Here is a 17,778-nt window from a genome sequence, read left to right as displayed (position 1 = left end):
ACGCAGTCCGTCCAGCGGGACGGGTTCGGCATCCGCCCGCCCGATTGGTTAGCGTTCTGGCGTGACTACTGAGACCTCCACCGCTCCCAAGGGCGGCGCCGTCGGCGTCGGCCTGGCCACCGTCGCCGCCGACGGCACCGTCCTCGACACCTGGTTCCCCGCGCCGAAGCTGGTCGCGGCGGGGTCGGAGGAGTCCGGCCCGGCCGGGTCCGTCCGCCTGACCGCCGAGCAGGCCGAGGCTGAGCTGGGCGCCGGCGCGGCAGCCGCCCTCCGGGTGGACCCGCGCCGCGGCGTCGAGGTGATCGCGGTCCGCACGGTGATCGGCTCGCTCGACGACAAGCCGCTGGACACCCACGACGTGTACCTGCGCCTCCACCTGCTGAGCCACCGCCTGGTCCAGCCCCACGGCCAGAGCCTGGACGGGATCTTCGGGCTGCTGGCCAACGTCGCCTGGACCAGCATCGGCCCCGTGCCCGTCGCTCAGGTCGAGGCCACGCGCCTCGCGGTGCGGGCGGAGGGCGGCCAACTGGCCGTCTACGGGATCGACAAGTTCCCGCGCATGACCGACTACGTCGCCCCCGGCGGCGTCCGGATCGCCCACGCCGACCGGGTCCGCCTCGGCGCGCACCTGGCCGAGGGCACCACCGTCATGCACGAGGGCTTCATCAACTTCAACGCCGGGACCCTGGGCACCTCGATGGTCGAGGGCCGCATCTCGGCCGGTGTGGTCGTCGGCGACCACAGCGACATCGGCGGCGGCTCGTCGATCATGGGCACGCTTTCCGGCGGCGGCAAGCAGGTCGTCTCGGTGGGCCAGCGCTGCCTGCTCGGCGCCAACGCCGGTATCGGCATCTCCCTCGGCGACGACTGCGTGGTCGAGGCCGGCCTCTACGTGACCGCGGGCACCCGGGTCACCACCCCCGACGGCAGCGTGGCCAAGGCCGTCGAGCTGTCCGGTCAGTCGAACCTTCTGTTCCGCCGCAACTCCCAGTCGGGCGCGGTCGAGGTCATCGCCCGCAGCGGCAGCTGGGGCGGCTTGAACGCGGACCTGCACGCGCACAACTGAGGCGCGCCCAGTCGGCGGCACCGTCGCTCCGTGGGCCTCTAGCAGGCGAGGACGCCGCCGTTCAAACGGCGTCCCGCTTGGGGGTGAACCGCCCCTGGCGGGTGCGCTCTTGGGTGTGACGGGGAGTGACCGGCCGGTTGGTCGGATCGTTGGCCGCACGGGACCGGCACTGAACGCCGGTCCCGTCCCCGCTCCGAGGAGGGCCAGCCCCGCCATGTCGTCCGAACCACCGAGCCCCCAGAACCTGCTGGCGCAGATGGAGCTGATGCTGGCGGCGCTCAGCGCCGACCTGGTCCAGCTCGACGCCGAGCTCCAGCCGTCGGCGGCCCCCGCCGACGAGGAGGAGCGGGAGGGCGGGGTCTTCACCCCGGAGGCGGATCGAGCCTGACGCCGATGCGGGCCAGCACCTCCTCCTCGCTCGCACCCTCGCTCGTTCCCTCGGCCTCCGTCTCCCCGGTCGCCGCCGCCGTGTCCGGCGGCTCCTCGCCGAGCGCCCGCATCAGCTCGGTGGCCAGCTCGCGGGCCTCGAACGCGGCGTCGACCCCGTCGACGCAGGACCAGTAGAGGCTCTGTTCGTCCGCCCCGAGGGCGACCACCAGCAGCGACTGGCAGACCTCCCGCAGCAGCACGCGCAGCTCGCGCACCGTGGCCACCGGATCCGCCAACTCGCTGAGCCGGGCGGCCCGGTCCCCCGTGACCGGCTCGTCCGGTGGGCGGCCGATGCACTCCGCCGCGTGGGCGCCCGCCTCGGCCAGCGCCCGGGCGATCTCGACCGGCCCGCAGCCCGGGCCGCCCTCCAGCGCCCGGTGGGTCAGCGCCAGCGCCGCCGTCTGGGCCACCGCCTCGGTGACGCGGCACGCCTGCCACGCCTCCACCGTCACGTCGGTCGCGGACCGCGCCTCCACCAGCGCGTGCCGGGTCGTCTTGATCAGTCGCAGTGCGTCCATGACGCCACCCACCCCTCGGATCCGGGCCGAGCCGGGCCGACGTAGTCTCCGCCGCGCCCCGCTTCTGTTGGAACCCAGACTCCGCCCGATCACCGACCGCCGTCCCGGGCCGCCCGCGTTCTGTGGACAACCCCGGGGGTGTGGAAAACCCGGCCACCCGCAAGGGTGAGCGCCGGTGCGCCCCTTGTGCCGCTCAGTCCAGCGGCTGCGGCGCCGCCGCAGGGAAGCGCAGCTCGTTGCGCTCGATCTTCGCGGCCAGCGCGGCCAGCGGGTCGACGCCGAGGACGCCGCAGAACTGCAGCAGGTAGGCGAGGACGTCCGCGACCTCGTCCTCGACCTGGTGCGCGCGCTTCGGGTGGCTCATCACCTCGGCGGCCTGCTCCGGGGTCAACCACTGGAAGATCTCCAGCAGTTCGGCCGCCTCCACGCTGAGCGCGGCGACCAGGTTCTTCGGCGTGTGGTACGGCTGCCAGTTCCGCGCCGCCGCGAAGGCCCGCAGCCGGCCCGTGAGCACCTCGACGGTCAGACCCTGCTCGGACTCGGCCGGTCCCTGCTCGCCCTGCGGCGTGGATGCGTCCATGCGGATCATTCTCCCCGAAACACGCTGTGCCCCGCCTCGTCCCGACGGCACAGCACCGTGCGCACCCCCGGGACCGCGACCGGGACGCCCGCCGTGGCGAGAAGCCGCACGTGGCCGCGCGCGGCGACCTCCGCCGCCAGCGCGAGCAGCGCGGCGGTGCGCTCCGGCGGCAGGCCGAGGTCGAGGCCGTCCGCGAGGATCTGCAGCAGCCGCTCCGCGTCCGGGACCTCGGCGGCCGGGCTCATCTGGAGCACCCCTGGGCCGGTCAGCAGCGCGGTGGCGAAGGCCAGTTGACGCAGCGCGCCGGAGGGCAGCGTGTCCGCGGCGACGCGGCGTCCGCCCGGCTCGTCCAGGGCGGCGCAGACCCACGCGGCCCCGTCGTCCTCGCGGCGGCGCAGCGCGCCGAGACCGCTGACCGGCACGGCGCTCATCTCGCGGGCCGCCTGCACGAGTTTGCCGAAGCGGATCCGGCACTCGCCCTCGATCCGGGCGATCACCGCCGAGAGGTTCTCGGCGGTGCCCCGCAGGCGGGCGTCGTCGTCGGCCCTGACCCAGGCGCGCATCCGCGCGGGCGCGGGGTCGAGGGCGAAGGTCTCCCGCAGCGCTGTCAGCACCTGCTCGGCGGCGGCCAGCACCAGCCGCTCCCCCGCCGTCGCCCCGGCGACGCGCAGCGGCAGCTGCGCGGTGACGAGCGCGGACGCGGAGAGCGGCGCGCGGATGTCGCCCTGCCGCCCGTCGCTGTGCCAGGCCACGTCGATCCGCCCGCCGACCGGGTCGACCGCGCCCGTGGTCACCAACAACCGCCCGCCGAGCGCGAGGCGCTCGCCGACGACGACCGCGTCCTCGCCCTCGACCCGCACCGTGACGTCCAGGCGCGCCTCGCCGTGCGGCCCGTCGACGGAGCAGCCGAGCCGGACCGTGTCCTCCCCGAACGGCACACACCCCGCCGCGCCCCCACGCGCGGCGGCCAGCGCCGTGCCCGCGTCCTCCCCCTCCGCCAGAACGGCGAGCACGACCAGCGCCTCCAGGGCGTTGGACTTGCCCGCGCCCGGGGCGCCGTGCAGCAGGGTCACCGCGTCGAGCGGGAGAACCGCGTCGCGGAAGGACTTGAAGGCGGCCGGTCTCAGCTCGGTCAGCGCGGGGCGAAGAGGCACGACCCCGAGACTATTGCCCCAATGACCTGCGGAAACGTCTCACCAGCCAATGATCCACCCCGCCGGGGGAACGTTCCGACACTCCGGGGACGCGGCGACGCGCCAAGGGCCCGGGACGCCGGACGGGACACGGACGTCGCCGCACGCCCGGGCAGAACCCGACAGGGTCGGCTCTCCGTCCCCGCAGCGCCCATTCGGGCGGCGGAGCCGCGCGCCCTCAGGTGGGTGCGGTGAAGCGGCTGAGCGTGACCGAGGCCGTGACCGGGGCTGGGTTCGGGAGGGTGGCGATGCGTGCCGCGAGGACTTCCGGGGCCGTGTGCCAGGCGCTGGGGCCCATGCCGACAACGGTGGCGACCTCGGTGTGGGTGAGCTTCATCGTGAAGGTGTGCTCGCTCGCGCCCTCGGGCGCGAGGTGGGGTTCCAGGGCCCTGGCGAGGCGTTCGTCCTTACGGTCGTCGACGCCGAGCAGGCCCAGCTCGCCGACCAGCTCCGCCAGATGGCGTGGCGTCGGGGTGACCACCAGCAGCAGGCCGCCCGGTCGCAGCACGCGCCGGATCTCCTCGCCGCGGCGCGGCGCGAAGACGTTCAGCACCACGTCCGCCACGCCGTCCCGCAGCGGTAGGGGCTGCCAGGCGTCGCAGACGACCGCGCCCGCGCGCGGGTGGGCCTTCGCGGCCCGGCGCAGCGCGAACTTGGAGATGTCCAGGGCCAGTCCGTGCGCGGCGGGCACCGCGTCGAGCACCCGCGCGAGATACGAGCCGGTGCCCGCACCGAGGTCGACGACGTGCTCCGTTCCGGCGGGGACGGCCGCGGCGAGCGCGTCGGCGATCGGCGCGTAGTGGCCGGCGCCGAGGAAGTCGACGCGGGCGGCGACCATGGCCGCCGTGTCGCCGGTGCCGGTGTGCGCGCCGCCGGGGAGCAGGTTGGCGTAGCCCTGCCTGGCCACGTCGAAGGCGTGGCGCGCGGGGCAGCGCAAGGAGTTCTGATCGAGCGTCAACTCGGCGCGGCAGAGCGGGCAGCGCAGCCAGGGAACGATGTCGTGGAGCATGGTGCGGTTTCAGTCCTCGCCCGTCAGTCCTCGTCGGAGCCTTCCTCGCCCGGCTCCTCGTCGGGGTCGTCGGCATCGTCCTCGGCGCGTTCGGAGGCGGCGCCCTCGGGGGTCTGGTCGACGACCCAGCCGCCCAGGCGCTGCGCCGTGCCGCCGACGCCGAGGCGCCCTTCGCGGACGGCCCGTGACAGGGCGCGCATCTCGCGGGTCGTGGTGGCCACCGTGGCGCCTCCGGCGACCAGGTAGGCGAAGGCCACGGCCGTCGCGAACAGTTCGTTGTTGCGCTCCAGCGCCGGCACCCTGATCAGTTGGTGCATCAACGCGGCCGCGCGGTCCTCGGGTTCGGGGTAGACGAGGACGTCGAAGATCTCGGCCTGATGCCGGGTCACCGCCGCGACGAGGGAGCCGTAGTCGGTGACCCGGGGGTCGCCCGGTGTGTACTGCTCGGCGACCATGAGCAGCCAGGACAGGTCGATCTCGACATTGACAGTCAACGACAGGATCCTTTCAACGGCGCTGTCCCGGGCCCTCTCGATCTCCGCCGAACTCCGCGAGGAAGACCGCCTCGTACTCCTTCATGAACTGCGCCGCGGCGTCCACGAAGGCGCGACCCGTCTCGCCCATGTCCTGCTGGACCAGCTTCTCGATGTACTGGTTCATGCTGATCCCCTCCTGTTCCGCCCGTGTGCGCGCGATCTCCGCCGTCGTGGCGTCAACCCGGACATTCAACTGTTTTTTGCTCATACGTTGAAGCTAGCGCGATTCTGCTAGCACAGGAAGGGGTCAGTTTTCGGACAAGCCCGTGGCAGAGGTCATTCCCCGCCTCGGGGCTCCAGAATCGCCACGCACTCGAAGTGGTGCGTCATCGGGAAAAGGTCGAACGCCCGCAGCCTGACCGACCGGTAGCCGGACTCGGCGAAGAAGGCCAGATCCCGGCCGAGCGCCGCCGGGTCGCAGGCCACGTAGGCGATGCGGCGAGCGCCGAGACCGGCGAGGTGCTTGACCGTCTCCCGGCCCGCGCCGGAGCGCGGCGGGTCCAGGACGATCAGGTCGGTCTCCTCGATGCCCGTGCGCGGCAGCAGCTTCTCGACCTGGCCCGCCTCGATCCGCACCCGCTGCTCGCCGATCAGGTCGGCGAGGTTGTGGCGGGCGTCGGCGACGGCCTGCTTGCTGGACTCGATGCCGAGGACCGCGCCGTCCTCGCCGAGCCGGTCCGCGAGCGCGCCCGCGAACAGGCCGACACCGCAGTACAGGTCGAGCGCGTTCTCGCCCTCGCGCGGCTCCAGGCCGTCGAGCACGGCGTTCACGAGCGTGTCGGCCGAGGCCGGGTGGATCTGCCAGAAGCCGCCGTTGCTGACCCGCCAGGTCCGGTCCGCCGCGCGCTCGCGCACGAAGGTGCGGCCGTGGACGCGGTGGTGACCGCCCTGGTCGTCGATGCGCTGCACCGAGACGGGCTTGTCCAGCTCGACGATCGGCAGCCGGCCGCCCGGCGTCGGGACCAGGATCACGGACCGGTCGGAGGAGCCGGTCGCCGCGATCGCCTCGACGCTCGCGATCTGCGGCCACTCGCGCCGCTCGATCCCGAGCTCCTGCACGCCCGGCGCGGCGATCAGGCACCGGTCGACGGGCACCACCTCGTGCGACCGGTGGCGGCGCAGCCCGGCCCGACCGGTGGCCCGGTCGACCGCGTACTGCACCCGGGTGCGCCAGGCCGGGACCTGACCGGCCGGGAGCTTGTCGCCCGGGGCGGGCTCGACGCTGCCGTCCCAGCCCGCCTCCTCCGGGGTGAGCCCGGCGAGGTTGCGCAGCTGCTCGGTCAGCACCGCGACCTTGAGCTTGCGCTGCCCGCCCGGCGTCACGTGCTGCCAGTCGCAGCCGCCGCACTGCCCCGGGCCCGCGTACGGGCAGGGCGGTGCGACACGCTCCTTGGCAGGCCGCAGCACCTCCACCGCGTCCGCGCGCAGGAAGCGCGAGGAGGCGGTGCCGTCCGTCACCTCGGCGATCACCAGCTCGCCCGGCAGCGTGTGCCGGACGAAGAGGACCCGGCCCTCGTGGCGGGCGACGCAGTGGCCGCCGTGGGCCACCGGGCCCACCTCGACCTCGTAGCGCTCGCCGACGAGCGACGGTGCGTCCGACTGGGCGGAACGGCGGGGGGCGGTGCTGCGGCGGGAGGTCACGCCTGGTCGTCCTTAGCGGCTGAGGGAGCGGGAACGGCGGAGGCGGTCGCCGTCGGCCGCTCCTCGCGGCGTCCGACGTCGCCGCGCCGGATCTGCCCCGGCGCGTTCCACGGGCGCTGCTTGCGGCGGCGCTCGGAGGACTCCAGCTGCCAGGGTACCGAGGTCACCATCACCCCGGGCTTGAACAGCAGGCGGCCCTTGAGGCGCAGCGCGCTCTGGTTGTGCAGCAGGTGCTCGTACCAGTGGCCGACGACGTACTCCGGGATGTAGACCGTGACGACGTCGCGCGGGTTGCTGCTGCGCAGCTGGCGCACGTACTCGACGACCGGGCCGGTGATCTCGCGGTAGGGCGAGTGCAGGACCTTCAGCGGCACCTCGATGCCACGGCGCTCCCACTCCTCCTGAAGCGCCTTGGTGTCGAGCGGGTCGACGTCGACGGTGACCGCCTCCAGCCGCGCGCTGCCGCGCGAGGACAGCTGCGCGTAGGCGATCGCCCGCAGGGTCGGCTTGTGCAGCTTGGAGACCAGCACCACACCGTGGATGCGGGCCGGCAGCGCCTCCGCCTCGGCCTCGGCGTCGTCGAGGGCGAGCTCCGCGGAGACCCGGGTGTAGTGCTTGTTGATCCCCTTCATGGTGATGAAGAAGACGACCATCAGCAGGCAGGACATCCAGGCGCCGGACATGAACTTGGTCGCCAGGACGACGACGAGCACGCAGGCCGTGCAGGTCAGGCCGATCGCGTTGATGACGCGGCTGCGGATCATCCTGCGGCGGACGGCCGGGTCGGTCTCGGTCTTCAGCAGGCGCGTCCAGTGCCGGATCATGCCGGTCTGGCTCATGTTGAAGGAGACGAAGACGCCGATGATGTAGAGCTGGATCAGGCGGTTCGGGTCCGCGCCGTAGCCGACGATGAAGACGATCGCCACGCCCGCCAGCAGGATGATGCCGTTCGAGAAGGCGAGCCGGTCACCGCGGGTGTGCAGCTGGCGCGGCAGGTAGCGGTCCTGGGCGAGGATCGAGCCGAGCACCGGGAAGCCGTTGAAGGCCGTGTTGGCAGCCAGCACCAGGATCAGGCCGGTGACCGCGGCGATGAAGTAGAAGCCCAGGTGGAAGTTGGAGAAGACCGCCTCGGAGATCTGCGCGATCGCCGTCTTCTGCTGGTAGCCGGCCGGGGCGCCGTGCAGCTGGCTGGTGTTCTCGGCCATCTTCAGGCCGGTCAGGTTGCCCATCCAGATGATGCCGACGAGCATCGTGACGGCGATCAGAGCCATCATCAGCAGCGTGGTGGCGGCGTTCTTGCTCTTGGGCTTGCGGAAGGCCGGGACGCCGTTGGAGATCGCCTCGACACCGGTCAGCGCGGCACAGCCGGAGGAGAAGGTCTTCAGCAGCAGCAGGACCATGGCGATGCCGGTCGGGTCCACGTGGCCGGGCTCCGGCACCATCGAGAACCCGGCGCTGGCCGCGTGCATGTGGGCGCCGAAGCCGAAGTTCCGGATCGCGGCCCAGATCATCATGACGAAGATCCCGCCCATGAAGGCGTAGGTCGGGATCGCGAAGGCGGTGCCGGACTCGCGCACGCCGCGGAGGTTCATCGCCATGAGCACCAGCACCAGGGTGACCGAGAGGGCCACCTCGTGTCCGTGCAGGGAGGGGATCGCGGAGACGATGTTGGCGACGCCCGAGGTCGTGGAGACCGCGACGGTCAGCACGTAGTCGACCAGCAGCGCCGCGGCCACGGTCAGGCCCGCGTTGCCGCCCAGGTTGACGGTAGCGACCTCGTAGTCACCACCGCCGCTCGGGTAGGCGTGGACGTTCTGGCGGTAGGACGCCACGACGACCAGCATCACGAAGCCGACGATCGCGCCGACCCACCAGGAGAAGTGGATCGTGGCAATGCCCGCCACCGACAGGGACAGGAAGATCTGCTCGGGCGCGTAGGCGACCGAGGAGAGCGCGTCGGAGGCGAAGACCGGCAGAGCGATCCGCTTGGGCAGCAGGGTCTCGCCGAGCTTGTCGCTCTGCAACGCGCGACCGATAAGGATGCGCTTAGACAGGTCCGTGAGTTTTGGCACGCAGAGGATGGTAGATGCTGCCGAAGGTTCGCAGGTAGCAGGGTCCAAAAAACAGGGGCTTCGCAGGCGGAAAGGGCCCGTTACCTCCTGTGAGGGTTCCGCGACGAAGGTTGTTCAACTACCGCGCTGTGGGTACCAAATCATTCCGGGAGTGCCACCCTGGTGACAAGAGAGCGTTAAGAGGGTGTCACCATCGACCTCGAACACCGACACCGGAAGGACGATCGTGCACATCGTCATCATGGGCTGCGGACGCGTGGGATCCACCCTCGCGCGCACCCTCGAGAAGCAGGGTCACTCGGTCGCCGTCGTCGACCAGGACCCCACGGCGTTCCGCCGTCTCGGGTCGGACTTCATCGGCAAGCGGGTGACCGGGGTCGGCTTCGACCAGGACACGCTGCGTGAGGCCGGAATCGAAGAGGCCGGCGCGTTCGCCGCGGTGAGCAGCGGCGACAACTCCAACATCATCGCGGCCCGGGTGGCCCGGGAGAACTTCGGCGTCGAGAACGTCGCTGCCCGGATCTACGACCCGCGCCGCGCCGAGGTCTACCAGCGCCTCGGCATCCCGACCGTCGCCACCGTCCGCTGGACCGCGGACCAGATGCTGCGTCGGCTCCTCCCGTCCGGCTCCGAGCCGAACTGGCAGGACCCGAGCGGCACCGTCCAGCTGGCCGAGGTCCCCTACTCCCCCGCCTGGATCGGTCACCGCGTCTCCAAGCTCGAGCAGGAGGCCGAGGTGCGCGTCGCCTTCGTGACCCGCCTGGGCCAGGGCGTCCTGCCGACGCCCGACATGGTCCTGCAGGAGGGCGACCTGGTGCATGTGATGTTGCGCACGGCTGATCTGGAGGCCGTCGAGGCCGTCTTCGCGAAGGGCCCGGAGGAGCACTGATGCGCGTAGCAATCGCCGGAGCGGGCGCGGTGGGTCGTTCCATCGCGGGCGAGCTCCTGGAGAACGGTCACGAGGTGCTCCTCGTCGACAAGAACCCGAAGTCCATCTCGGTCGAGCGGGTCCCCCAGGCGGAGTGGCTGCTGGCCGACGCGTGCGAGATCACCGCGCTCGACGAGGCGGCGCTGCAGCGCTGCAACGTCGTGATCGCCGCCACCGGCGACGACAAGGTCAACCTGGTCGTCTCGCTGCTGGCCAAGACCGAGTACGGGGTTCCGCGGGTCGTGGCCCGGGTGAACAACCCGAAGAACGAGTGGCTGTTCAACGAGGCCTGGGGCGTGGACGTGGCCGTATCGACGCCGCGCCTGATGTCCGCGCTCGTCGAGGAGGCCGTGAGCGTGGGTGACCTGGTCACCCTGATGCGCTTCAGCCAGGGCGACGCCAACCTCGTCGAACTCACCCTCGGCGCGGACGCGCCGGTGGTCGGCACCCAGGTCAAGTCGATCGCCTGGCCCGAGGACACGGCCCTGGTCACCATCATCCGCGAGGGCCGCGTGCTGGTGCCGTCCGGCAGCGACGTCCTCGAGGGCGGCGACGAACTGCTCTTCGTCGCGACGGCGGAACGGGAACCGGAGCTGGAGGCCCTCTTCGCCGCCCCGAGTTAGTTGCGGCGCTCAGGGGCGCGGGGAACTGCGCGACGAGCCACCCTGTGCGGTGAGTCGGTCAGCGGGCAGGGCCATCCGCACACGGTGGGTTGCTCGCGCAGTTCCCCGCGCGCCCGTGAGCGTGCTGCGACGACCCACAGGAGCGCTCCTGACCAAGTCGCGCCCACGCGGCGGAGCCGCACATCAGCGGAGCCCCGCGCCCCTGCGCGTGCTGCGACTACCGCTCGGAGAAGGCGTCGTCCGTCGTGCGGCCGGCCTGGGGCTCGGGGGCGTCGGTGGCTTCGGGGTCCTCGTCCGACGTGACCTTGATGGGGGCGGGGGCCTTGGAGAGGATCAGCCAGGAGAGGTAGATGGCGACCAGCCACGGCGGGACGCCCAGGCCGATCTTGGCGACGCCGAGCCAGGTGATCTGGCCCGCCCAGTACAGCGGGAAGAGGATCGCCGCGCGCAGCGCGAAGAGCGCGACCCAGACCCACGTCGCCTTGGTGTACGCGGCGAGGCGGCCGGGGTTCTGCGTGCGCCAGGTCATGTTCTCGCCGAGCACCGGGCCCAGCATGACGCCCAGCAGCGGCCAGCGCACCAGCGCCGAGACCGCGTAGACGACCATCAGCACCAGGCCGTAGATCATCGACGGCAGGTAGAAGTTCTGCGGCTTGCCGGACTCCATGGCGATGAACGCACCGATGGCCACGCCCAGCACGCCGCCGAAGGCGTGCTTCAGCGTCTCCTTGCGCAGCAGGCGCCAGACGACCAGCAGCAGGGTGACGCCCACCGCCGACCACGACGAGATCCCGACGCTCTTCGTGATCGTGTAGAGGACGACGAAGACCAGGCCGGGCACGGTCATGTCGACCATGCCGCGGATCCCCCCGAACGCGTCGATGAGGGAGGTGTCGGCGGCGGCCTCGGCCGACGCTGCGCGGTGGCTCACGCGGTCACTCCTGTCCGTGGGGACGCAGTTCGTAGCGCGGGTTGAAAAGCACCCGGCGCCCCCGGGCATGGCTGATACGGCCGTGGGCGATGAGCTTGCGCCCCGGCTCGATTCCCACGATCGAGCGACGGCCGAGCCAGACCACGTCCAGCGCGTCGGTGCCGTCGAAGAGCTCGGCCTCCAGCGCCGGGACGCCCGCGCGCGGGCGCAGCGTGACGGCGCGGAGCGTGCCGCTGACGGTGACCTCCTGGCGGTCGCCGCAGGACACGATGGGGATGGCACCGGTCTGCTCGACGTCCTGGCGCAGCTGCTCCGCGTTCAGCTCCTCGTTGCTGCTGCTCAGCTTGCTGAACATGCGGCGCAGGCGCCCCTGCGGGCGCGCGCTGGAGATCTCACTGCTCATGCCCGAAGGGTACAGCCCGGACATGGCCCGAAGGGCCTGCCCGGACGGATCACAACTCGAACCGGTAACCCATGCCCGGCTCGGTGACGAAGTGCCGCGGAGCGCTCGGGTCGACCTCCAGCTTGCGCCGCAACTGCGCCATGTAGACCCGCAGGTAGTTGCTCTCGGTGCCGTAGGCGGGGCCCCAGACCTCCTGGAGCAGCTGCTTCTGGCTGACGAGGCGTCCGCTGTTGCGGACCAGGACCTCCAGCAGGTGCCACTCGGTCGGGGTCAGCCGGATGTCCTTGCCGTCGCGGCTCACCCGCTTCGCGGCCAGGTCGACGGTGAAGGACGCCGTGGTGACGGTCGCGCTCTCGGCCTCGGGCCCGACCGGCGCGCCGCGCCGGACCGCGGCGCGCAGGCGGGCCAGTAGCTCGTCCATGCCGAAGGGCTTCGTGACGTAGTCGTCCGCGCCGGCGTCCAGCGCCTGGACCTTCTCGTCCGAGTTCTGCCGGGCGGACAGGATGATGATCGGCACCTTGGTCCAGCCGCGCAGGCCGCGGATGACCTCGGTGCCGTCCATGTCCGGCAGGCCGAGGTCGAGCAGGACCACGTCGGGGTGGCGGGCGGCGGCCAGCTCCAGCGCGGAGGCGCCGTCGTGGGCCGCGTCCACCTCGTAGTGCCGGGCCTTGAGGTTGATCACCAGGGCGCGGACGATCTGGGGTTCGTCGTCGACGACCAGGACCCGGGTCATGTGAGCTGCTGCCTTTCGTGGGTGACCAGCGGTGCGGCGGCGTATGCCGCACACGGAAGAGTGAACACCATGGTCAGGCCGCCGCCCGGCGTGTCCTCGGCGGTCAGCGTGCCGCCGGTCGCCTCGACGAAGCCGCGGGCGACCGCGAGGCCGAGCCCGACGCCCGCGCCGCGCGGGGCGTCGCCGTAGCGCTGGAAGGGCTCGAAGACCCGGTCCTTGGCGTCGTCGGGGATGCCGGGGCCGTGGTCGGCGACCCGCACCTCGACCCGGCCGTTGAGCTCGCTGGCGGAGACCGCGACCCGGCAGCCCTTGCCGTCGGGCCCGGCGCGGTTGCCCGTGTTGTACTTCACCGCGTTCTCGATCACGTTGCCGAGCGCCCGCTCCAGCAGGCCGGGGTCGGCGGAGATCATCGGCAGCGTCTCCGGGATCTCCGTGCGCACCGCGCCCGGGGGGACGCCGAGCAGCGCCAGCGGGACGACCTCGTCGAGGTCGATCTCGCGCACGATCGGCACGACCGTTCCGGTCTGCAGGCGGCTCATGTCGAGCAGGTTGCCGATCAGGTGGTCCAGCCGGTCCGCGCCGGCCTCGATGCCCGCCAGCAGTTCCGCCTCGTCCTCCGGTTCCCAGGAGACGTCGTCGGAGCGCAGCGAGGAGACCGAGGCCTTGATCCCGGCCAGCGGGGTGCGCAGGTCGTGCGAGACGGCGGCGAGCAGCGCGGTGCGGATCCGGTTGCCCTCGGCCAGGCGACGCGCCTCGGCCGCCTCCTCCTCCAGGCGGCGCTTCTCCAGCAGCACCGCCGCCTGGGCGGCGAAGGCGACCAGCACGCGGCGGTCCCCGGCGGGCAGCACGCGGCCGCTGAGCGCGAGCGCGAGGTGGTCGCCGACGGGCACGTCGACGTCGGCGTCCTCGGGGCGGGTGACCGGGCTGGGCCCGATGCAGCCGGCGGTGCGCCAGGGGGCGAACTCGTCGGGGCGCTCCAGCAGGGTGACCGACTCCATCTGGAAGGTCTCCCGGACCCGCTCCAGCAGCGCGGGCAGCCCGCTCGTGCCGCCGAGCACGCTGCCGGCGAGGAAGCTCAGCGTCTCCGCCTCGGCCCGGCTGCGGGCGGCCTCGGCGGTGCGCCGGGCGGCGAGGTCGACGACGTACGCGACCGAGAGCGCCACGGCGAGGAAGACCGCCACGGCGACAATGTTCTGGAGCGAGCTGATGGTCAGCGTGTGCAGCGGCGGCGTGTAGAACCAGTTGATCAGCAGCGAGCCGACCGCCGCCGAGGCCAGCGCCGGGAAGAGCCCGCCGAGCAGCGCGGCGCCCACCGTCAGGCCCAGGTAGAGCAGCATCTCGGTGTGGTTGTCGCTGGTCGAGGGGAAGAAGCTCAGCACCCAGGTCAGCAGCAGCGGCCCGCCGACGCCCACCAGCCAGCCCGCCACGGTGCGCGGCATGCCGAGGTTGGCGATCCGCCGGATCGGCCGCACCCGGCCGCGGGCGACCTGCTCGTGGGTGACGATGTGCACGTCGATGTCGCCGGCCTCCCGGGCGACGGTGGCCCCGACGCCCGGACCGAAGATCCACTGCCAGGCCTTGCGGCGGCTGGAGCCGAGCACGATCTGGGTGGCGTTGACGCCGCGGGCGAAGTCCAGCAGCGCCTCCGCCGCGTCGTCGCCCAGCACGTGGTGGAAGGTGCCGCCGAGGTCCTCGACCAGGGCCCGCTGGACGGTCAGCTCCTTGGGTGAGGCGCTGGTCAGTCCGTCGCTGCGGGAGACGTAGACGGCGAGGATCTCGCTGCCGGACCCCTTGGCCGCGATGCGCGCGGCGCGACGGATCAGCGTGCGGCCCTCGGGGCCGCCGGTGAGGCCGACGACGATGCGCTCACGGGCCTGCCAGGTGCTGGCGATGTGGTTCTCGGCGCGGTAGCGCTGCAGGTACTCGTCGACACGGTCGGCGACCCAGAGCAGCGCGAGCTCGCGCAGCGCGGTGAGGTTGCCGGGCCGGAAGTAGTGCGCCAGCGCGGCGTCGATCTTCTCCGGCGCGTAGACGTTGCCGTGGGCGAGGCGGCGGCGCAGCGCCTCCGGGGCCATGTCGACCAGCTCGATCTGGTCGGCCCGGCGCACCACCTCGTCCGGAACGGTCTCCTGCTGGCGCACGCCGGTGATGCCCTCGACGGCGTCGCCCAGCGACTCCAGGTGCTGGATGTTGACCGTGGATATGACGTCGATCCCGGCGTCGAGCAGTTCCTCGACGTCCTGCCAGCGCTTGGCGTTGCGGGAGCCGGGCACGTTGGTGTGGGCGAGCTCGTCCACGAGCGCGACGGCGGGGCGGCGCGCCAGAACCGCGTCGAGGTCCATCTCGGTGAACTCCGCGCCGCGGTGGGCCATGGTCCGGCGGGGCAGGACCTCCAAGCCGTCGATGCGCTCGGCCGTGTTGGACCGTCCGTGTGTCTCGACGAAGGCGGCCACGACGTCTGTGCCGCGCCCGGCGCGACGCAGGCCCTCGCCCAGCATGGCGTAGGTCTTGCCCACGCCGGGAGCCGCCCCCAGATAGATGCGCAGCCTGCCGCGTCCCATGTCGACCATTCTCCTTGCCGACCCGGTGTCGACCCGACTGCGAGCGTACGTGACCTGGACACTCGCGCGGAGTGGAGGTGCTGGGAGTCACGCACGGCGACGGCGGGAACGGGGGAGCGCGGCGGCCGCCCGTGCTGCTAGATTGGTCTATACCTCTCCAGCTCTCCAGATCGGTAGGCCAGCGTGGAAGTTGTGATCGTTCCTGACGCCGCGGCGGGTGGCGAGCTCATCGCCACGGCGATCGCCGACCTGCTGACCCGGAAGCCGGACGCGCTTCTGGGCGTGGCCACGGGCTCGACCCCGCTGCCGATCTACCAGGCGCTCGCCGCCAAGGTGCGCTCCGGAGAGGTGGACGCCTCCCGGGCGCGGATCTGCCAGCTCGACGAGTACGTCGGTCTCCGGGCCGGGCACCCGGAGTCCTACCGCTCCACCGTGCTGCGCGAGGTCGTCGAGCCGCTGGGCCTCGGCGAGTCCTCGTTCACGGGCCCCGACGGCAACGCCGCCGACATCACCGCCGCCTGCGCCGCCTACGACCAGGCCCTGGCCGACGCCGGCGGCGTCGACCTGCAGTTGCTCGGCATCGGCACCGACGGCCACATCGGCTTCAACGAGCCCTGTTCCTCGCTCGCCTCGCGCACCAGGATCAAGACGCTCACCGAGCAGACCCGGATCGACAACGCGCGCTTCTTCGACGACGACATCGACCAGGTGCCGCACCACGTGATCACCCAGGGCATCGGGACCATCCTCGACGCCCGTCACCTCGTCCTGCTGGCCACCGGCGCCGGTAAGGCGGACGCGGTGGCGGCCACCGTCGAGGGCCCCGTCTCCGCGCTGGTCCCCGCCTCGGCGCTGCAGCTGCACCCGCACGCGACCGTCGTGGTCGACGAGGCCGCGGCGAAGGGCCTGAAGCTCGCCGACTACTTCCGCGCCACCTACGCGGCGAAGCCGCACTGGCAGGGGCTGTAACCGGCCCCTGCGGTCTTTTCACACCCCGACCCTGGCGGGTCTCCGGCTCCCGGTGCGAGGATCGCGCCGGGAGCTACCCGTTGGTAGCTGCCGGTTCGCAGGCACGGCAAGGAGGCCGGGGATGACCCAACTGCACGACCTGACCGCGTTGGAGCAGGGTGAGCTGATCGCGACGGGGAAGCTCTCCCCCGTCGAACTCACCGAGCACTACCTGGAGCGGATCGACCGGCTCAACGACACGGTCGGGGCGTACGTCACGGTGACCCCCGACATCGCCCTGGAGCAGGCCCGCCAGGCCGAGACGGACGCGGCCGACGCACGCCGCGAGGATCGCCCGCTGTCGCCGCTCCACGGCGTCCCCGTGCCCGTCAAGGACCTCAACTTCGTCGCGGGCGTGCGGGCCACCCTCGGCTCGGCCGCGTACGCGGAGAACGTGCCCGCCGTCGACGACCACGTCGTCACCCGCCTGCGCGCCGCCGGGACGGTCCTGCTCGGCAAGACGCAGACACCCGAGTTCGGGCTGCCCTGCTACTCCGAGAACCTCGTCGCCCCGCCCGCGCGCACCCCCTGGGACCTGGAGCGCTCCGCAGGCGGCTCCAGCGGCGGCGCGGGCACGGCGGTGGCCTCCGGCCTCGCGCCGCTCGCCCACGGCAGCGACGGCGGCGGCTCCATCCGCATCCCCGCCTCCGTCTGCGGCCTGTTCGGCATCAAGCCGAGCCGCGGCCGGGTGGCGTCCGGTCCGACCTTCTACGACGTCTCCGGGCTCTCCACCTCCGGCCCGCTGGCGCGCACCGTCCGCGACGCCGCGGCCCTGCTGGACGTCCTGGCGGGCAGCATGCCCGGGGAGCCGTACGCGGCGCCGTCTCTGGCGCCCGGCGAGTCGTTCCGCGGGTTCGCCGACCGCGCCCCCGGGGCCCTGCGGGTGGCCGTGCTGACCCAGGCGCCGGTCCCCGGCGTCGAGGTCCACGCCGACTGCGTGGCGGCCACGGAGGCGGCCGCGGAGCTGCTGGCGTCCCTCGGCCACACCGTCGAGACGCTGGACCTCCCGGCGGACGACACCCTGCGCACCGTCTTCGGCCAGGTCTGGGCGGTGATGGCCACACAGACCCCGGTCGCCCCCGAGGACGAGGACAAGCTGATGCCGCTCACGCGCCACCTGCGCGCCCAGGGCGCCCACGTCTCCGGCCCCGACTTCGCGATGGCGCTCTACGCCTTCCGCGCGCTCGGCCTGCTGGTCGCCCAGCTCCAGGAGGCGTACGACGTCATCCTCTCCCCCACCCTGGCCCAGCCCCCGGCCCTCGTCGGCGGCCTCCGCGACGACGCGGACCCGGCCGCGGAGTTCGAGGCGCTCGCGGCGTTCACCCCGTTCACCCCGCTCTACAACGCCACGGGCCAGCCGTCGGTCAACCTCCCGCTGCACTGGACGGCCGACGGCCTCCCGATCGGCGTCATGCTGGGCGGACGCTACGGCGACGAAGCGACGCTGATCTCCCTCTCCGCCCAGCTGGAGGCAGCCCGCCCCTGGGCAGCCCGCAAGCCCAGCCTCTGGTGACCTCCTTCAGCCGCAACACGTAAGGGGCGCGGGG

The 17,778-nt window shown here is 72.5% G+C and carries 18 protein-coding genes; 6 read left to right on the top strand and 12 right to left on the bottom strand.

What is annotated here, in order from left to right; translation table 11 throughout:
- Positions 1–61: 61 nt before the first annotated feature.
- A complete protein-coding gene (gene dapD, locus TR48_RS00575; protein WP_042363748.1) occupies positions 62–1,066 on the top strand; it encodes a 2,3,4,5-tetrahydropyridine-2,6-dicarboxylate N-succinyltransferase in 1,005 nt (334 codons plus the stop codon).
- A gap of 214 nt (positions 1,067–1,280) precedes the next feature.
- Positions 1,281–1,454, top strand: coding sequence for a hypothetical protein (locus TR48_RS44170; protein WP_170183513.1), 174 nt, complete (start codon positions 1,281–1,283; stop codon positions 1,452–1,454).
- Here the strand turns inward: TR48_RS44170 and TR48_RS00570 are convergent.
- The 8 genes from TR48_RS00570 to TR48_RS00535 all read right to left on the bottom strand — a co-directional run bounded on the left by TR48_RS00570 (position 1,429) and on the right by TR48_RS00535 (position 9,044).
- Positions 1,429–2,013, bottom strand: coding sequence for a DUF6099 family protein (locus tag TR48_RS00570; RefSeq protein ID WP_152627729.1), 585 nt, complete (start codon positions 2,011–2,013; stop codon positions 1,429–1,431). The genes TR48_RS44170 and TR48_RS00570 overlap by 26 nt on opposite strands.
- 193 nt (positions 2,014–2,206) lie before the next feature.
- Positions 2,207–2,593, bottom strand: coding sequence for a nucleotide pyrophosphohydrolase (locus TR48_RS00565; RefSeq protein WP_084728683.1), 387 nt, complete (start codon positions 2,591–2,593; stop codon positions 2,207–2,209).
- Between the two features lie 5 nt (positions 2,594–2,598).
- Positions 2,599–3,747 (bottom strand): AAA family ATPase, encoded by a 1,149-nt coding sequence (locus TR48_RS00560; RefSeq protein WP_052442301.1) that lies wholly within the window; start codon positions 3,745–3,747, stop codon positions 2,599–2,601.
- Positions 3,748–3,964: 217 nt separating this feature from the next.
- Entirely contained in the window at positions 3,965–4,795 is an 831-nt protein-coding gene (locus tag TR48_RS00555) for a putative RNA methyltransferase (RefSeq protein WP_042363747.1), read from the bottom strand.
- A 23-nt stretch (positions 4,796–4,818) separates the two neighbouring features.
- On the bottom strand, positions 4,819–5,250 hold the full coding sequence (locus tag TR48_RS00550) for a fic family toxin-antitoxin system, toxin component (protein WP_236651952.1): 432 nt from the start codon (positions 5,248–5,250) through the stop codon (positions 4,819–4,821).
- Positions 5,251–5,302: 52 nt separating this feature from the next.
- Positions 5,303–5,539: a toxin-antitoxin system HicB family antitoxin gene (locus TR48_RS00545; RefSeq protein WP_042363746.1), complete on the bottom strand. Its 237-nt coding sequence runs from the start codon at positions 5,537–5,539 to the stop codon at positions 5,303–5,305.
- A gap of 68 nt (positions 5,540–5,607) precedes the next feature.
- A complete protein-coding gene (locus TR48_RS00540) occupies positions 5,608–6,972 on the bottom strand; it encodes a class I SAM-dependent RNA methyltransferase (RefSeq protein WP_042363745.1) in 1,365 nt (454 codons plus the stop codon).
- On the bottom strand, positions 6,969–9,044 hold the full coding sequence (locus tag TR48_RS00535; protein WP_042363744.1) for an APC family permease: 2,076 nt from the start codon (positions 9,042–9,044) through the stop codon (positions 6,969–6,971). Before TR48_RS00535 ends, TR48_RS00540 begins: the two co-directional genes overlap by 4 nt.
- Before the next feature lie 226 nt (positions 9,045–9,270).
- On the opposite strand from TR48_RS00535, the gene TR48_RS00530 reads away from it, so the two are divergent.
- Positions 9,271–9,933, top strand: a complete 663-nt coding sequence (locus tag TR48_RS00530) for a potassium channel family protein (protein WP_042363743.1) — start codon at positions 9,271–9,273, stop codon at positions 9,931–9,933.
- On the top strand, positions 9,933–10,595 hold the full coding sequence (locus TR48_RS00525) for a potassium channel family protein (protein ID WP_042363742.1): 663 nt from the start codon (positions 9,933–9,935) through the stop codon (positions 10,593–10,595). Before TR48_RS00530 ends, TR48_RS00525 begins: the two co-directional genes overlap by 1 nt.
- A gap of 217 nt (positions 10,596–10,812) precedes the next feature.
- Here TR48_RS00525 and TR48_RS00520 read toward each other — a convergent pair whose 3' ends face one another.
- Genes TR48_RS00520 through TR48_RS00505 form a run of 4 tightly spaced genes read right to left on the bottom strand, consistent with a single transcriptional unit; the run spans position 10,813 to position 15,223 of the window.
- Positions 10,813–11,526 (bottom strand): DUF3159 domain-containing protein, encoded by a 714-nt coding sequence (locus TR48_RS00520; RefSeq protein WP_042363741.1) that lies wholly within the window; start codon positions 11,524–11,526, stop codon positions 10,813–10,815.
- A 4-nt stretch (positions 11,527–11,530) separates the two neighbouring features.
- Positions 11,531–11,929: an OB-fold nucleic acid binding domain-containing protein gene (locus TR48_RS00515; protein WP_042363907.1), complete on the bottom strand. Its 399-nt coding sequence runs from the start codon at positions 11,927–11,929 to the stop codon at positions 11,531–11,533.
- 49 nt (positions 11,930–11,978) lie between these two features.
- Positions 11,979–12,662, bottom strand: a complete 684-nt coding sequence (locus tag TR48_RS00510; protein WP_042363740.1) for a response regulator — start codon at positions 12,660–12,662, stop codon at positions 11,979–11,981.
- Positions 12,659–15,223, bottom strand: a complete 2,565-nt coding sequence (locus TR48_RS00505; protein ID WP_042363906.1) for an ATP-binding protein — start codon at positions 15,221–15,223, stop codon at positions 12,659–12,661. The genes TR48_RS00510 and TR48_RS00505 overlap by 4 nt, the downstream gene beginning before the upstream one ends.
- A 183-nt stretch (positions 15,224–15,406) precedes the next feature.
- Between TR48_RS00505 and nagB the strand changes: the two genes are divergently transcribed.
- Both nagB and TR48_RS00495 read left to right on the top strand, forming a co-directional pair.
- A complete protein-coding gene (nagB, locus tag TR48_RS00500) occupies positions 15,407–16,192 on the top strand; it encodes a glucosamine-6-phosphate deaminase (protein WP_042363739.1) in 786 nt (261 codons plus the stop codon).
- Between the two features lie 121 nt (positions 16,193–16,313).
- Positions 16,314–17,744, top strand: a complete 1,431-nt coding sequence (locus tag TR48_RS00495; protein WP_042363738.1) for an amidase — start codon at positions 16,314–16,316, stop codon at positions 17,742–17,744.
- Positions 17,745–17,778: the final 34 nt, after the last annotated feature.

It is taken from the genome of Streptacidiphilus neutrinimicus, from assembly GCF_000787815.1.
GTDB lineage: Bacteria > Actinomycetota > Actinomycetes > Streptomycetales > Streptomycetaceae > Streptacidiphilus > Streptacidiphilus neutrinimicus.
This window is presented reverse-complemented; position numbering and strand designations above follow the sequence as displayed.

Coding starts and splice junctions, on each gene's coding strand:
- TR48_RS44170 (WP_170183513.1), top strand. CDS start 1,281: ATGTCGTCCGAACCACCGAGCCCCCAGAACCTGCTGGCGCAGATGGAG.
- TR48_RS00570 (WP_152627729.1), bottom strand. CDS start 2,013: ATGGACGCACTGCGACTGATCAAGACGACCCGGCACGCGCTGGTGGAG.
- TR48_RS00565 (WP_084728683.1), bottom strand. CDS start 2,593: ATGGACGCATCCACGCCGCAGGGCGAGCAGGGACCGGCCGAGTCCGAG.
- TR48_RS00555 (WP_042363747.1), bottom strand. CDS start 4,795: ATGCTCCACGACATCGTTCCCTGGCTGCGCTGCCCGCTCTGCCGCGCC.
- TR48_RS00550 (WP_236651952.1), bottom strand. CDS start 5,250: ATGGTCGCCGAGCAGTACACACCGGGCGACCCCCGGGTCACCGACTAC.
- TR48_RS00545 (WP_042363746.1), bottom strand. CDS start 5,539: ATGAGCAAAAAACAGTTGAATGTCCGGGTTGACGCCACGACGGCGGAG.
- TR48_RS00525 (WP_042363742.1), top strand. CDS start 9,933: ATGCGCGTAGCAATCGCCGGAGCGGGCGCGGTGGGTCGTTCCATCGCG.
- TR48_RS00515 (WP_042363907.1), bottom strand. CDS start 11,929: ATGAGCAGTGAGATCTCCAGCGCGCGCCCGCAGGGGCGCCTGCGCCGC.
- TR48_RS00510 (WP_042363740.1), bottom strand. CDS start 12,662: ATGACCCGGGTCCTGGTCGTCGACGACGAACCCCAGATCGTCCGCGCC.
- TR48_RS00505 (WP_042363906.1), bottom strand. CDS start 15,223: ATGGGACGCGGCAGGCTGCGCATCTATCTGGGGGCGGCTCCCGGCGTG.
- TR48_RS00495 (WP_042363738.1), top strand. CDS start 16,314: ATGACCCAACTGCACGACCTGACCGCGTTGGAGCAGGGTGAGCTGATC.